Annotated in this window: 13 protein-coding genes; 6 read left to right on the top strand and 7 right to left on the bottom strand. The window is 69.4% G+C overall.

Annotated elements, in window-relative coordinates; translation table 11 throughout:
* The first annotated feature begins 35 nt into the window (after window positions 1–35).
* Both KM176_RS11205 and KM176_RS11200 read left to right on the top strand, forming a co-directional pair.
* Window positions 36–1,361 (top strand): DUF5930 domain-containing protein, encoded by a 1,326-nt coding sequence (locus KM176_RS11205; RefSeq protein WP_311136198.1) that lies wholly within the window; start codon window positions 36–38, stop codon window positions 1,359–1,361.
* Window positions 1,351–1,878 carry a bactofilin family protein gene (locus KM176_RS11200; protein WP_160896795.1) on the top strand — a complete coding sequence of 176 codons (528 nt, stop codon included), beginning with the start codon at window positions 1,351–1,353 and terminating at the stop codon, window positions 1,876–1,878. Before KM176_RS11205 ends, KM176_RS11200 begins: the two co-directional genes overlap by 11 nt.
* A 103-nt stretch (window positions 1,879–1,981) precedes the next feature.
* Here KM176_RS11200 and KM176_RS11195 read toward each other — a convergent pair whose 3' ends face one another.
* The 4 genes from KM176_RS11195 to KM176_RS11180 form a co-directional block, all read right to left on the bottom strand.
* Complete coding sequence (locus KM176_RS11195; RefSeq protein ID WP_160896796.1) at window positions 1,982–3,493, bottom strand: FUSC family protein; 1,512 nt, start codon at window positions 3,491–3,493, stop codon at window positions 1,982–1,984.
* A 15-nt stretch (window positions 3,494–3,508) separates the two neighbouring features.
* A complete protein-coding gene (locus KM176_RS11190; RefSeq protein ID WP_160896797.1) occupies window positions 3,509–3,961 on the bottom strand; it encodes a MarR family winged helix-turn-helix transcriptional regulator in 453 nt (150 codons plus the stop codon).
* Between the two features lie 120 nt (window positions 3,962–4,081).
* The gene (locus tag KM176_RS11185) at window positions 4,082–5,623 is read right to left on the bottom strand and encodes a multicopper oxidase family protein (protein WP_160896798.1); all 1,542 of its coding nucleotides are present in this window, start codon (window positions 5,621–5,623) and stop codon (window positions 4,082–4,084) included.
* Between the two features lie 56 nt (window positions 5,624–5,679).
* On the bottom strand, window positions 5,680–6,045 hold the full coding sequence (locus KM176_RS11180) for a hypothetical protein (protein WP_160896799.1): 366 nt from the start codon (window positions 6,043–6,045) through the stop codon (window positions 5,680–5,682).
* A 192-nt stretch (window positions 6,046–6,237) separates the two neighbouring features.
* Here KM176_RS11180 and KM176_RS11175 point away from each other — a divergent pair, with 192 nt between their 5' ends.
* Complete coding sequence (locus tag KM176_RS11175; protein WP_160896800.1) at window positions 6,238–7,353, top strand: LuxR C-terminal-related transcriptional regulator; 1,116 nt, start codon at window positions 6,238–6,240, stop codon at window positions 7,351–7,353.
* Here KM176_RS11175 and KM176_RS11170 read toward each other — a convergent pair.
* Both KM176_RS11170 and ybaK read right to left on the bottom strand, forming a co-directional pair.
* Window positions 7,350–7,877 (bottom strand): NADPH-dependent FMN reductase, encoded by a 528-nt coding sequence (locus KM176_RS11170; RefSeq protein ID WP_160896801.1) that lies wholly within the window; start codon window positions 7,875–7,877, stop codon window positions 7,350–7,352. The genes KM176_RS11175 and KM176_RS11170 overlap by 4 nt on opposite strands.
* Before the next feature lie 13 nt (window positions 7,878–7,890).
* Window positions 7,891–8,364, bottom strand: coding sequence for a Cys-tRNA(Pro) deacylase (gene ybaK / locus KM176_RS11165; protein WP_160896802.1), 474 nt, complete (start codon window positions 8,362–8,364; stop codon window positions 7,891–7,893).
* Window positions 8,365–8,605: 241 nt separating this feature from the next.
* Here ybaK and KM176_RS11160 point away from each other — a divergent pair, with 241 nt between their 5' ends.
* Window positions 8,606–8,872, top strand: a complete 267-nt coding sequence (locus KM176_RS11160) for a hypothetical protein (protein ID WP_160896803.1) — start codon at window positions 8,606–8,608, stop codon at window positions 8,870–8,872.
* Between the two features lie 49 nt (window positions 8,873–8,921).
* Here KM176_RS11160 and KM176_RS11155 read toward each other — a convergent pair whose 3' ends face one another.
* On the bottom strand, window positions 8,922–11,219 hold the full coding sequence (locus KM176_RS11155; RefSeq protein WP_160896804.1) for a DUF3604 domain-containing protein: 2,298 nt from the start codon (window positions 11,217–11,219) through the stop codon (window positions 8,922–8,924).
* 265 nt (window positions 11,220–11,484) lie between these two features.
* Here KM176_RS11155 and KM176_RS11150 point away from each other — a divergent pair, with 265 nt between their 5' ends.
* Together KM176_RS11150 and KM176_RS11145 are read left to right on the top strand one after the other, a co-directional pair.
* A complete protein-coding gene (locus KM176_RS11150; protein ID WP_160896805.1) occupies window positions 11,485–12,417 on the top strand; it encodes a Bug family tripartite tricarboxylate transporter substrate binding protein in 933 nt (310 codons plus the stop codon).
* Window positions 12,414–12,890 (top strand): tripartite tricarboxylate transporter TctB family protein, encoded by a 477-nt coding sequence (locus tag KM176_RS11145; protein WP_160896806.1) that lies wholly within the window; start codon window positions 12,414–12,416, stop codon window positions 12,888–12,890. The genes KM176_RS11150 and KM176_RS11145 overlap by 4 nt, the downstream gene beginning before the upstream one ends.
* Window positions 12,891–12,897 lie beyond the last annotated feature (7 nt).

Below are 12,897 nucleotides of genomic sequence, written 5' to 3'. Positions count from 1 at the left end.
CCCGGGTAGACCGGGACGACAAGGACAAGACTGACGTGAGACGACGGAGCACGAGCCGCCTGCATCACCTGCTGGAGCGGTACTTTCCCGAGCGCCGCCTCTTCCTGAGATCCGAGACCGAGACACGCTTCATCCGGCTGAAGCCGGGGGTGCAGGTGCTTGGCCTTGCGGGAGGGGCTGCGGTCTTTGCCTGGACGATCATCGCCACGGCCATCCTGATGATGGATTCCCTGGGCGCGGGCAGCTACCGCGACCAGGCGGTGCGCGACCAGGCCAGCTACCAGCAGAGCCTCGATTCCATGGCCCAGGAACGCGACAGCCGCGAGGTCGAGGCGCTGGCGGCGCAGAAGCGCTTTTCCACCGCCCTGGCACGGGTGTCGGACATGCAGACCGAACTGCTGACCTCGGAGGCACGCCGGCGCGAGCTGGAGACCGGCATCGACGTCATCCAGTCCACCCTGCGCAAGACCCTGAAGGAACGCGACAGTGCCCGCGCCGCCCTGGCCGCCGCCCGGGACAGCGCCCCGGCGGAGGATGCCAGGGCCCTGCCGCCCTATGCCGACGAGACGCTCGACTACCTCAGCCAGGCGCTGACGCAGACCGCCGCCGAGCGTGACGACACGCGCTCTGATGCCGCGCGCGCCGAGGCCCAGGCCGACCAGCTGGAGAACCGCCTGGCCCTGATGCAGGACCAGAACGACGCGATCTTCCGGCAGCTCGAGGATGCGATGAGCCTGTCGATCAAGCCGCTGAACAAGATGTTCCGCGCCGCCGGGCTGAACCCCGACACGCTGCTGAAGAAGGTCAAGCGCGGCTATTCCGGCCAGGGTGGCCCGCTGCAGCCCATCGCCTACACCACCTCCGGGCAGTTCGCCTCTCCGGATATCGCGCGCGCCAACAGCATCCTGGCGCAGCTGGACGAGCTGAACCTCTACCGCATCGCCGCCACCGAGGCGCCCTTTGCCATCCCGGTCACCGCGCATTTCCGCTATTCCTCGCCCTTCGGGGTGCGCCACGATCCGAAGAACGGCAGCCTGCGGCATCATTACGGCGTCGATCTGGCCGCGCCCATCGGCACGCCGCTTTATGCCACCGGCGACGGGGTGATCACCTTCGCGGGCTGGTCCACCGGCTATGGCCGGCTGATCAAGATCCGCCATGCCTTCGGAATCGAAACCCGCTACGGGCACCTGTCTCGCATTCGGGTGAAGGTGGGACAAAGAGTCTCGCGCGGGGACCGTATCGGTGATATTGGCGTGAGTGGACGAGTGACCGGCCCGCATGTGCATTACGAAGTGCGCGTGAACGGCAAACCCGTGGATCCGATGACTTACATTAAGGCGGCAAAAGATGTTTTCTAAGAGCAAAATCAACGACTCCGGCAAGCAGACCTCGGAAAGCAGCAGCACCCCGGCACCGAAGACCGAAGCGCCCAAGGCGGCGGCTCCGGCGGATTACAAGCCGGTGGCACCCAAGGCGAAGCCGCCCGCGTCGGTGCTGTCCTCGGACCTGCACATCACCGGCAACATCAAGACCACCGGCGACATCCAGATCGAAGGCACCGTGGAGGGCGACATCCGTGCCCATCTGCTGACCGTCGGCGAAAGCGCCACCATCCGCGGCGAACTGACCGCCGATGACGTGGTGATCAACGGTCGCATCATCGGTCGCGTGCGTGGCCTGAAGGTGCGCCTGACCTCGACCGCGAAGGTCGAAGGCGACATCATCCACAAGACCATCGCCATCGAGAGCGGCGCGCATTTCGAAGGCTCCGTGCAGCGCCAGGAGGACCCGCTGTCCTCTGCCGGCAAGGCCGCCAAGCCGGCGACGCCCGCCACCTCGGCGCCGGCGCCCGTGGACACCCCCACCGGTTTCTGAGGCCCCGGCCTTTTTCCAGGGCCCGGCCTTCCTTGCCAGAATGCGAAAGCCCCGCCGGACCGGCGGGGCTTTTCCATGTCCGCCGACCCGTCGCCCCCCGGTCTTAGCCCTGGCCCTTCAGGCTGCGCCGTCCGGCCTCGATCCGGTCCAGGATCTGCTGCGGCAGCTGGCCGCCGGTCTTGTTCAGCTCCAGCGCCAGGGTCAGCAGGCGCCGCCCGCTGGCGGCCTCCCAGGCCTCGGGCGGGGCACCGCGGCGCTGCAGCGCCGACAGATCGCGCTGCAAGGCCGCCTCGGCGCGCCGCAGGGTTCCGGCACCGGGGCGCGGCAGCAGCAGGAAGCTCAGCACCATCAGCGCCGTGCCAAGCGCCATGCAGACCGAGATCACCGCCACCCCGCCCGCCGGGATCGCCGGTTCTCCGGCCTGGCTGGCCAGCATGAAGCACATGTTGGCATCCAGCGCGAAGACCGCCGTGCGCCGGTGCACCCGGGCCAGCGCCCCCAGGGCCACGAAGGGCGCCAGCGTCAGCACCAGCGATCCCCAGTCGCCGACATGGGGCTGCACCCCCAGCCGGTAGAGCGCGCCGAACAGCACGCCGCTGACCGCCCCCACCACCAGCTTTGGCGCCATCGCCTGCGGCAGCGGCACGGAGCCCAGCACCAGCGCGAAGATCGCCATGGAAAAGGCCGTCAGCTCGGCCGCGATGCTGTCGGTCAGCAGGATTGCAACCGAGCCGGCCAGGCTGGCCAGAACGGCCATCAGCGCCATCGCCGCCGCGCGCTCGGGGTTGCGCGGCGGCGGGATGTGCCGCGACAGCCGGCCCGGTCGGGGGTCGCGCAGGGCGGCGCAGGCTTCCTCCAGCCGGGCCTCGGCCCGCATCAGCCGCGCCCGGTCGCCCGAGGCCGGCTGCGGGCGCGCGGCCCCGGCCTGCAGCAGCGCGAGGCCGGCGGCGACCAGAGCATCGATACGCTGCAACTGGCGATAGCCATGGCGCGTGCCGGCGGCCATCAGCCGCGCGCGGCCTTCAAGATCGGCCAGGGCATGGAGGTCTTCCCCCAGGGCCGCAGGTGCGCCCGCCTGCAGCGCCCGGGCGGTCTGCGCCACCCGGGCCGCCAGGGCCAGCGCCTCGTCGCGGAACCCCGCCCCATCGGCGGGCGGCGTGAACAGCCCGACGATCACCGCAACCGAGAGCCCGCCGATCAGCGTACACCACAGCCGATCCACCGCCAGCCCAAGGCCCGCGCCGGGATCGTTCATCGCAGGGATCACCACCACGGCGATTGTGATCGCACTCATCAGCGGCAGGTAGCTGCGCACCCCCTGCCACAGGTGCAGCGCCGCCGCGAAACCGCCCAGCAGCGCCGCCATCACCAGCGCCGTCACCAGCGGCGCCGGCGACAGGGCCAGCAGCGCCAGCCCCAGCCCGCCCCCGGCAATGGTACCCAGCACCCGCCAGAGCGCGCGTTCCAGCAGCACGCCGCGCCAGGGCTGGGCCACCACCCAGACCGGCATGGAGGCCCAGAAGGCATGGTCGATCCCCAGCCCCGAAGCGACGGCGAAGGCGGTCCAGGCCGCCAGGCCCAGCCGCAGCGCATTCCACAGCGACGAACGTGACATCGCGGATCCTCCGGCCTAGCCCTGCGCGGCGCGCAGCGCGCCCAGGCTGTCTTCAAACCGGGTCAGCAGGCGCAGGGTGGCCTCGACCTCCTCCGCCGGGGTGCCTGCAAAGATCCGGGCCCGCAGCCGATCCAGATGGGCCGCGAAATCGCGCTGGAGCGCCAGCCCCCGGGGGGTGACCCGGACCTGCTTGGCACGCCGGTCCTGCGGATCCTCGACCCGCGCCACCAGCCCCATCGTCACCAGCTGGTCGAGCACCCGCACCAGGGTCGGCCCCTCGATGTCCAGCCGCTCGGCCAGGTCCTTCTGGCGCAGCCCCTCGGGATGGCGCACCAGCACCCGCAGCGGCATCGCCGCCGCATCGGTCAGCCCGAAATCGGCCAGCGCCCCATCCATGATCCGCCGGTAGCGCCGCGCCACCGTGATGAGCTGGAAGCCAAGCTCTTCCTGCCGGGAAGGTTCGTCCATCGCATCGCCCCTATTAGATAGTCAGGCTATCTAATAGGTCAGCTAATTCATGGCAAGACGGGTCCGGAACCGCAACAGGCCCGGCGGGGCCGGGCCTGTCGGGTAGTGCGACGCGGCGCGTCAGGCCGTGGGCAGCACCGAAAGCTCGGTCATCATGCCGTTGGCGAGGTGGCCCATGTGGTGGCAGTGCATCATCCAGCGCGCCGCCTGCCCGGCATCCAGCGCGACGGTCACCGTGCTCATGGCCGGGACCAGGACGGTATCGCGCAACGCCCCCCGCAGCCGCTGCGATCCAAGCGCCACGACCTGGAAGACATGGCCGTGCAGATGCATCGGATGGGCCATCATCGACATGTTGTGGAAGGTCAGCTCCACCCGGTCGCCATGGCTGGCCAGGATCGGCTGGTGATCGTCCCAGACCTGGTTGTTGATGGTCCAGCGATAGGGCTGCATCGTGCCGTTCAGCATCACCATGATCCGTCGCGTCACCGCGCGGTCAGGCAGCGGCACCTGAGCCCGCAGCGCCGCCTCAAGGCGCATGTCGTTGGCCACCGGCGCCGCCGCCTGTGCCGCCTCGAGCGGCAGTTTCGCCACGCGCGCCCCCGGCGGGGCCAGCACCAGGCCGGTCTGCGCCCGGCTGCCCTCGCGCAGGGCCAGCACCGGCAGGGCGGCTCCGTCCTTTGGCAGATCAAGCTCGATCTCCAGGCGCTGCGCCTGGGCCAGCGGGAAGCGGCGACCGGTGACCGGCTGCACCGGATCGCCGTCGACGGCCACCAGCCGGGCCTGTTCGCTGCCGGTGTCGATCCAGTAGGCCGTCATCGAAGAGGCGTTGACGATGCGCAGCAGCACCCGCCCGCCGCGCTCCACCGCCACGACCTCGGGGTCGTCGAGGGTGCGGTCGTTGGCCAGGTAGGCGTCGAACTCGTAATCATTGAGGTCCATGGTCATGCCCTGGCCCATCGCCATGGCGCCAGATCCCATGCCCGAGGCCATGCCCATGCCCGACCCCATGCCGCCAGAGCCGGAGGGCGCCATCTTCATGGTGCCGTGGTCCATGGCCATGCCGCCCCTCATGCCCCCCGACATTTCTCCGCTCATGCCGCCGCCAGAGCCGGCGTGATCGCCTTCGGGGGCCTGCAGCGCTGCCAGCACCGCCTCGGGCGGGGCGAAGGCGAAGTCGTGCAGGAACATCGTCACCTCCTGGCGGTCGCGGGTCAGGTCCTCGGGGCGGCGCACGATCAGCGGCGCCGCCAGCAGGGCGATTTCCTGCTGGGGAACGTGGCTGTGCATCCAGAAGGTGCCCGGGCGCGGTGCGAAATCATAGGCGCGGGTCTCGCCCGGGGTCAGCATGGGGTTGGTGTTGGGGGCCCCGTCCTGATCATTGGGCGGGATCTGCCCATGCCAGTGGACGATGGTGTTCTCGGACAGGCCATTGGTCAGGGCGACCTGGAAACGCTGGCCGGGATCCAGGGTCAGGCCCTGGCCACCGGCGCCATTGCGCAGGCCCATCACGGTGGCGGCGCGGCCACCGATATCAAGGGTGCGGGTCTCGGCCCGCAGGGTCATCCCGGGCTGGGCCGCACGCAGCGGCAGCGGGGAGATGAGACCGGCACACAGGCCGGCGGACGCGCCAAGGAACTGGCGACGCGACAGGGAAGTCATGGGAGGAAACTCCGATCAGATGCAGGAAAAGCGCGGCGGGGCGAAGGCCCGACGGCTCAGGCCCGCGGCGGCGGGTTCTCCGGTGCAACGGATCGGGAAGGCAGCCGGTCTCCGGCGGGCCAGGAAGGTGCCCTTCCGGACAGACGCCCGTCCAGGCTCAGCGGCGGGGCCGGCTGGCTGGCAGGGGTCGAATGGGCGCAGAAGACGGCACAAAGATCGGCGGCATGGCCGGCATCGCCCGGATCCGAGGGCAGATGGATCATGCCGCCCCCCGGGGCATCCGCCCCCTCGGACGGTGCCATCATCATCCCCTCGCAGTCCTGGGCCACCGCCATGGCGGCGGCATGGCCCGGCCCGGCCCCTGCCCAGGACAGGAGCGCCAGAGCCAGCAGCAGGCGCAGGGAGAGCACAAACGATCTCATCCCGTAATGTTATGCCCCGCCCCCGGGGCCCACACTTCACGTTTCCGTCATCGGGCCAGCCGGGACCAGCCCGGGGATCCCCGCCAGGTGGCCCCCCAAATGCTCACAGCACCCACCTTCTGTCACCGGGAGGGCACAGCCCGCCCGCGCCTCCGGCGTGAAAATTGACCCGGGCGCTGGCCCGGCGGAAGATTGGGCATCGAAACCTCTGGCGATCCTGCTCCCGTGCTGACCCATCACGACATTTACGACGCCGCGCTGGACGAAGCGCTGTTCAACAGCCTGCCCGGCCGCCTCGCCGCCGAGATCGACGCGCCCTCGGCGCTGTTCTTCTGGCTGCATCCCGGCAGTTTCCAGGAGATCGCCGCCGGCACCCAACCCGAAAGCAATCCCTATTACGACGAGGTGATGCAGCAGGATCCCTGGATGGCCCAGGTCAGCGACGACAAGATCGGCGCCGGTGCCTTCCGGCTGACCCGATACGTCGCCCCCGAGGCCTTCGAGGCGGGGGTCATGTACAACGAGTTCATCGTGAAGAACCGGCTGGACCGCTACTGGTGCATGGGGCTGGTGCAGGCGACCCGCGACGGCCAGGTGGTGACGGCGTTTCACAAGGGCAAGCGGGCGGGCGATTTCACCGACGAGGAACTGGGACGCATCAACCGCCATGCCCGCGACCTGGGCCGGCTGCACGCCGTGCGCCGGGAGCTGCTGCGCAACAGCATCCACGCCATGGCCGCTGCCGACCGCAGCCTGCTGAACGAGGTCCCGATGTACGAGCTGGACCACGAGGGCCGGCTGCTGCGCATGAACGGGCTGGCCGAGACGCTGCTGCACCTGCATCCGCTGCTGCTGCTGCGCTTCAACCGGCACCTGGCGGTGGCGGGCGCGCCGATGCAGGCCTTCCGCCGCGCCGTGGCGGCGGCCACCGATGCCTCCGAAAGCCGGGCCGGTGCGCTGGACCTGCCGCCGGGACGCGCCCGCGATGGCCGGCTGCTGCCCGACCTGCGGCTGAACCTGCTGCCCCGGAGCGAGGGCGGGCGGCGCGTGCTGGTCTTCGTCACCTCCGAGACGCCGGCGATGCTGCAGGGCCTGTTCGCCGCCCCAGCAGAGCAGATCCGGCTGACCCCGCGCGAACGGGAGGTGCTGGCCGGGCTGATCCGGGGCCGCCGGCGCGACCAGCTGGCCTATGATCTGGATGTCGCGGTGCCGACAGTGGATCTGCACAGCGCCAGCATCCGCCGCAAGCTGGGCGCGCGCACCCTGCCCCAGGCCATTGCCCTGGCGCTGAAACTGGGCGTGGCCTAGCCCCCGGTCCGCTCTGCCAGCGCCGCGAGGAAACCCTCCAGCTCGGCGCGCGGGGCGCCGGTTTCGAAATGGCGGGCAATCTCGGCCGGGGTCATCTTCATCAGCGGGAAGCGGGCGAAGGGCGTGTCCAGGAACTGCTGGCTGAGCGTGCCCAGCACCTGGCGCAGCTGGGCCAGCATGTCGTCGCCCCGGTGCGAGGCATGCAGCAGCGCCACCGGCTTGTCGATGATCTCGGGGCGCGAGACCAGCCAGTCGATGGCATTCTTCAGCCCGCCCGGCAGTGTCCGGACATATTCCGGGCTGGAGATCACCAGCACGTCGCAGGCCGCGACGGCGGCGGCGAATTCGGCCACAGCGCGCGGCAGCGGCTCCGCTTCCAGATCCGGGGAAAAGACCGGCAGCCCTGCCAGGGCGTCGAAGACCCGGACCTGGTGCGTGGGGGCCGCGACCCCGGCCAGGGCCCGCAGCAGGGCGCTGTTGGTCGACGCCGCGCGGGCGCTGCCGGAAAGGGCCAGGATGCGCATCGGGCGATGCTCCTCAGCCGGTCAGATCGGCAAGGGTGGCCTGAAGGACGCGGATTGCATCCTCCGGGGCAAGCTCCACCATCAGGCCGCGCCGCCCGCCGTTCAGGATCACCTGCGCATGGGCCCGCAGGCTGCTGTCGAAGACCACCGGAACCCGCTTCTTCTGGCCGAAGGGGCTGATGCCACCGACATGGAATCCGGTCAGCCGCTCGGCCTTGGCCGGGTCCATCATCTGGGCGCTCTTGCCGCCAAGCGCGGCGGCGGCCTGCTTCAGCTTGACGCTGAGCGCGACGGGGATCACCACGCAGCCGGGCTTGCCGTCGACCTCCAGCATCAGGGTCTTGAAGACCCGCACCGGGTCGGCGCCGATGGCGGCGGCGGCGTGCTCGCCGATGTGATGGCCGGATTCGTAGCCGTATTCGTGCAGCCCGAAGGCCACGCCCGCCGCCGTCAGGCGCTTGGTTGCCGGGGTCGTGCTGCTGGCCATGTCGGTCTCCGTTCTGATCGCCAAGGTTCTGGCGCGTCGCGGGCCCGGGGTCAACGCCCCGACCGCCCGACCGGCAGGCAGGCGGCGGCGGAAAAACCGGTTGCCGGAAGGGCCGACGGGAAATCCGACAAAAATCGTTTGCACCTGCGGCTGGCCATTGCCTAGCATCGCCGGCAACGCGGCCGCGCCCGGATCTGAGGCGCGACCGCAGGACCGCCCTGAAGACCTGCCCAGATACGCCATGCCCCTGCCCGAGACCCCGGAACTGATCGAGGCGCTGGTGCGCGCCCGGTTGCCCTCGAACGAAAGCGACCTGCTGATCCGCAGCATCATCGGCGTCTTCGCCCGCCCCGAGGCCCGGGCGCGCGGGCTGCTGCGCGCCGACCTGGAGGCGCTGCTGTCGCTGCTGCGCCCAGACAAGCGGACCCCGATGCGTGCGGCCCCGCCGGCGCCAAGGCCGCCGGGCAAGATCGGCACCGCCGAACCGCCCCCGCCCCGCGCGCCCTAGTGGGCCGATGCGCCCCCCGGACCCGGTCCGGAGGGCATCGCGCCCCGCGTCAGTCGCGGAACAGGTACATGGGCGAGGTCCAGGCCTGGTTTCCGTCCTCGAAGTTGACGCAGAGCCAGACCGGCGTGTCCCCGGTTTCGGCAATCGCGACCTCGGCCTCGAAGGCGGCGCTGCGGGGCAGCGGGCCATCGGGCAGGCGTTGCGCCACCAGCTTGCGGGCCAGGCCGCCGGCCTCCATCACCACCGGCGCGACCCCCATGTCGGAGGGCGAAAGGGTCAGTGCGCCGTGGTTGGTGGTCAGCGCCAGCGTGGCCGTGCTGCCCTCCAGCCACATGTCGCAGCCCATGCGGTTGCCGGTGGTGATGGTGTTGAAGATCGCGCTGTCAGAGCCGACCTGCTGCAGCGGCTGTTCCGGGTTCAGCCGGTTGACCGGCGCGAACCTTGCGATCTTTCCGTCCGAGACCTGCACCCGGCCCTGCCAGCGCGTGTTGCGGCCCCGGCCCCGGTATTCCGCCCCCGACCACATCAGCCGCAAACGATCCCCTAGGTCCTTGTCTTCATAGCCCCGCCACAGCGTGACCACCTCGTTGGCCGAGCGCAGCTCGATGCTCTCGATGCCCACGGGCGCCTCGACGGCGACGGACACCATGGCCTTGTCCCCCGCGCTGCGCACGATATCGCCCATGGTGCAGCGGGTGACCGTTTCGTGCTGACAGTCGGGCTGCGCCGCGGGGTTGCGGTGAAACAGCGTGCCGCCTTCGGGCAGCGTCGCCGTCACGTCGATGGCGACGCGCGGCCCCGAGGTGCCGTAGGTATGGCGACGGCGGATCGCCTCGAAGACGCTGTCGCGGGTGTTCTCTTCCATCAGGAAGCAGGTCAGCCCGCCATAGGCGCCGAAGAAGGACGCCCCGGGATAGGAGGCGCCGGGCCGCCCCTTGTGGCCGTCGGAATTCGCCACCACGCCGACGCGGCGGCGGATCGGGAAGCCGTCGGTCAGCACCCATTCGAAACTGCCCCAGGCCGAGTGCACCTCGACCGCGGCTTCCAGCTTCGGATCGTGGTCGTAGAAGATGTTGGCGTATCGGCCGCCGACATGGGCATACATCACCGCATCCACGGGTTCGGCATGCAGCTTCGCGTAGAGGTCGGTCAGGGTGTGCGCATCGGCATCCAGGTCGTCGTGCTCTTCCACCAGCGCGTGGGAGCAACGGTAGATGTTCGCCCCCTCCTCGCGGAAGAAGACGTTGTGATCGCCGCCGACTGCGGTGTTGCCGGACCATTCGTAGCCCGGCAGCACGGTGAAGACGCCGGGTTCGTTCACCTCAGCGGTCAGCCTGTTCAGCTTGTCCCAGAAGGCCGGCTTGATCTGGAAGTCGTTCGCCTGGTGGGATGTCACGTCCAGGAAGGACTTGTTGCGGGCAAAGTCGAAGTAATGCTCGATGGAGTTGGTGCCCACCGTCTCTCCGGTCTGGCCATGCAGATCGCCCCAGTAATGCGCCGCACCGTCGCGGATCTGGAGCGGACCGGCCTCGACCAGATGGCCCTGCTCGGAGGTCAGCCTGAGGGTCAGCAGGCCCTTCTCTGCAACGCTCAGCCCATCAAGCCGCAGCGCACCGCTTTCCGGGGCAAAGTCGATCACCTCGGGCAGCCCCGCCACCGGAACGGAGCTTTCGACGCGGAACCGGGTCGGGCCCTGGCTGGTCGGGTTGCCCCAGAGATCCTCGGCCTTCAGGCCCAGGCAGAAGGCCTCGCCCGGGCGGCGGCGGGTCGGCAGCACCCCCAGGTAGCGGTGCAGCGGGCCGGCGCCCACGGTGAATTCCAGCCGGGTGTCGGGCAGCGGGATGAAGTTGCCGGTGGCCTGCACGTCGGCCAGCACCCGGAACACCCGCGCGCCTTCGAAGAAGGTCGACATCAGCAGGCCCGGAGACCCCTGGGAAGTGTCGCCGAGGATGATCTCGATGGTTTCGCCCGGCTTCAGGTAGCCGCCGCGCTGGTAGATCGTCAGGGTCTCGTTCCAGGGACGCTGACCACCGTTGCGATCATATTTCAGCATCAGCTGCCCCTCGCCCGACGCGCGCGCGGTGACGTAGTTCGGCGCGGTCGGATCGCTGGTCTGCAGCGCCCCGGCATCCGAGATCAGCCGCAGCGCCACGCGGATCGCGCCGGTGTCGTCCAGGCCCAGCTTGCCGGTGGTATAGGTGATCCGGAAGGTCTGGTAGCTGCGCACCTCCACATGGGAAGGGCCATCCATGACCGCCGTGCCGAAAAGGGCGGGATCGGTGCCGGGAATCGTCCGCAGACGGGATTCGCCGATCAGTTCGGGGTCGACATCACGCTTGATGGTCATGGGGGCTCCTTGGGTGTTCCTGTCGCCTCCCTGACAAAACTGCATAGCAATGAACATCTGAAATCCGCACATCAGGGCCGGATTCGGGGTTTCGCGCCCTTCGACCGCTCAAAACACCATAGTTTTGATGAAAATATACGCAGCAGAGCTGACATTTTCGGGAATTTCGCCGATTTTTACCCCGAAACCACTGCGAGTCGTTGTCCGGATCCGCCAAACCCGCCCTAAAACTCCGAAGTAACTTCAGACACCAACAGGAGACCCCATGCTGTCGAAGCTCATCAAGGGCACCTGCGCCGCCCTGGCCCTGGTCCTTCCGGGGGCCGCCCTGGCCGCCGACTACCCGACTCATCCCATCACCCTGATCGTGCCCTACCAGGCCGGCGGCTCCATCGAGACGATGGGCCGCGTCTTCGCCGACGAACTGGGCCAGGCCCTGGGCGGCAAGGTGCTGGTCAAGACCCAGCCCGGTGCCGGCGGCAAGATCGGCACCACGGCGGCCGCCAAGGCCAAGGCCGACGGCTACACCCTGCTCTTTGCCCCGGACAGCACGGTCATGTGGCCGGCTATCGCCGAGGATGTCGACTATTCCCTCGACAGCTTCGAACCCCTGGCCGAGGTCGCGGTGCTCCAGCAGGCCCTGGTCACCTCCAAGGCCTCCGGCATCGCCACCTTCGAAGACCTGATCGCGGCCTCGAAGAAGGGCAAGCTGTCCTATGCCGACCAGAATGCGATCTCTCGGGCCTACGTGAACTACATCGCCAAGAAGGAAGGCCTGGACTGGGTCGCCGTGCCCACCAAGGGCGGCGGCGAGATGGTGCCCTTCCTGCTGGGCGGCAAGGTCGATTTCGCCTGGTCCGGCGGGTCGCACAACCGCTACCTCGACCAGATGAACGTCATCCTGGCGATGACGGCAGAGCCGCTGCAGACCACCCCCGACGTGCCGACGATCCAGTCGAAATACGGCGTTGCCATGCCGACCGGCGCCACCGTCTGGGCCCCCAAGGGCATCCCCGCCGAGATCCTGGCCAAGCTGACCGAAGCCTCCGTGACCGCAGCCAAATCCGAAGCCTTCACCAGCCTTCTGAACGACAAGCTGGGCTTCCCGGCCGTCGCCGTCAGCGGTGACCAGCTGCGCCAGGAACTGGATCAGGTCAACGCCGGCCTCAAATCCGTCTACGAGACCACCTCCAAATGAGTGGATCTTCCCCTCAGGATCGGGGCGCCCAGGGGCGCCTCGATTTCCTCATCGGGGCCCTGGCCGTGGCCGGCGCGCTGCTGAGCGTCTTCTGGATGATCCCGGCGCAGATCGCCCCGACCGCGGATGCCGGGCAGCTTTCGCCGCGCTTCTTCCCGACCCTGACCGCCACCGTCGTCGGCCTGTTCGGACTGGCCATGATGATCCGCAACCGGGCCTGGGCGCTGCGCCGCGTGCCCCATGCCGGCCCCCGCCTGCTGCGCGAGACCCTGGCCTGGACCGTCTGGGCCACGGCCACCCTGCTGCTGCTGACCTACGCCGGCTTCATCGTCACCGGGGCCCTGTCCTGCTTTGCCGCCATGCTTCTGGCCGGCCAGCGTCGCCACCTGCTGCTCTGCGCCCTGGGCTCGATCCTGCTTGCGGTCGCGATCCAGCAGCTGTCCTGGCACGCCTTCTACATCCAGCTTCCCTGAGGCCCCC

The organism is Pseudooceanicola endophyticus, assembly GCF_018760365.1.
Taxonomy (GTDB): Bacteria; Pseudomonadota; Alphaproteobacteria; order Rhodobacterales; family Rhodobacteraceae; genus Pseudooceanicola; species Pseudooceanicola endophyticus.
Note: the sequence above shows the minus strand (reverse complement) of the source record. Positions and strands in the feature narration are given on the sequence as shown.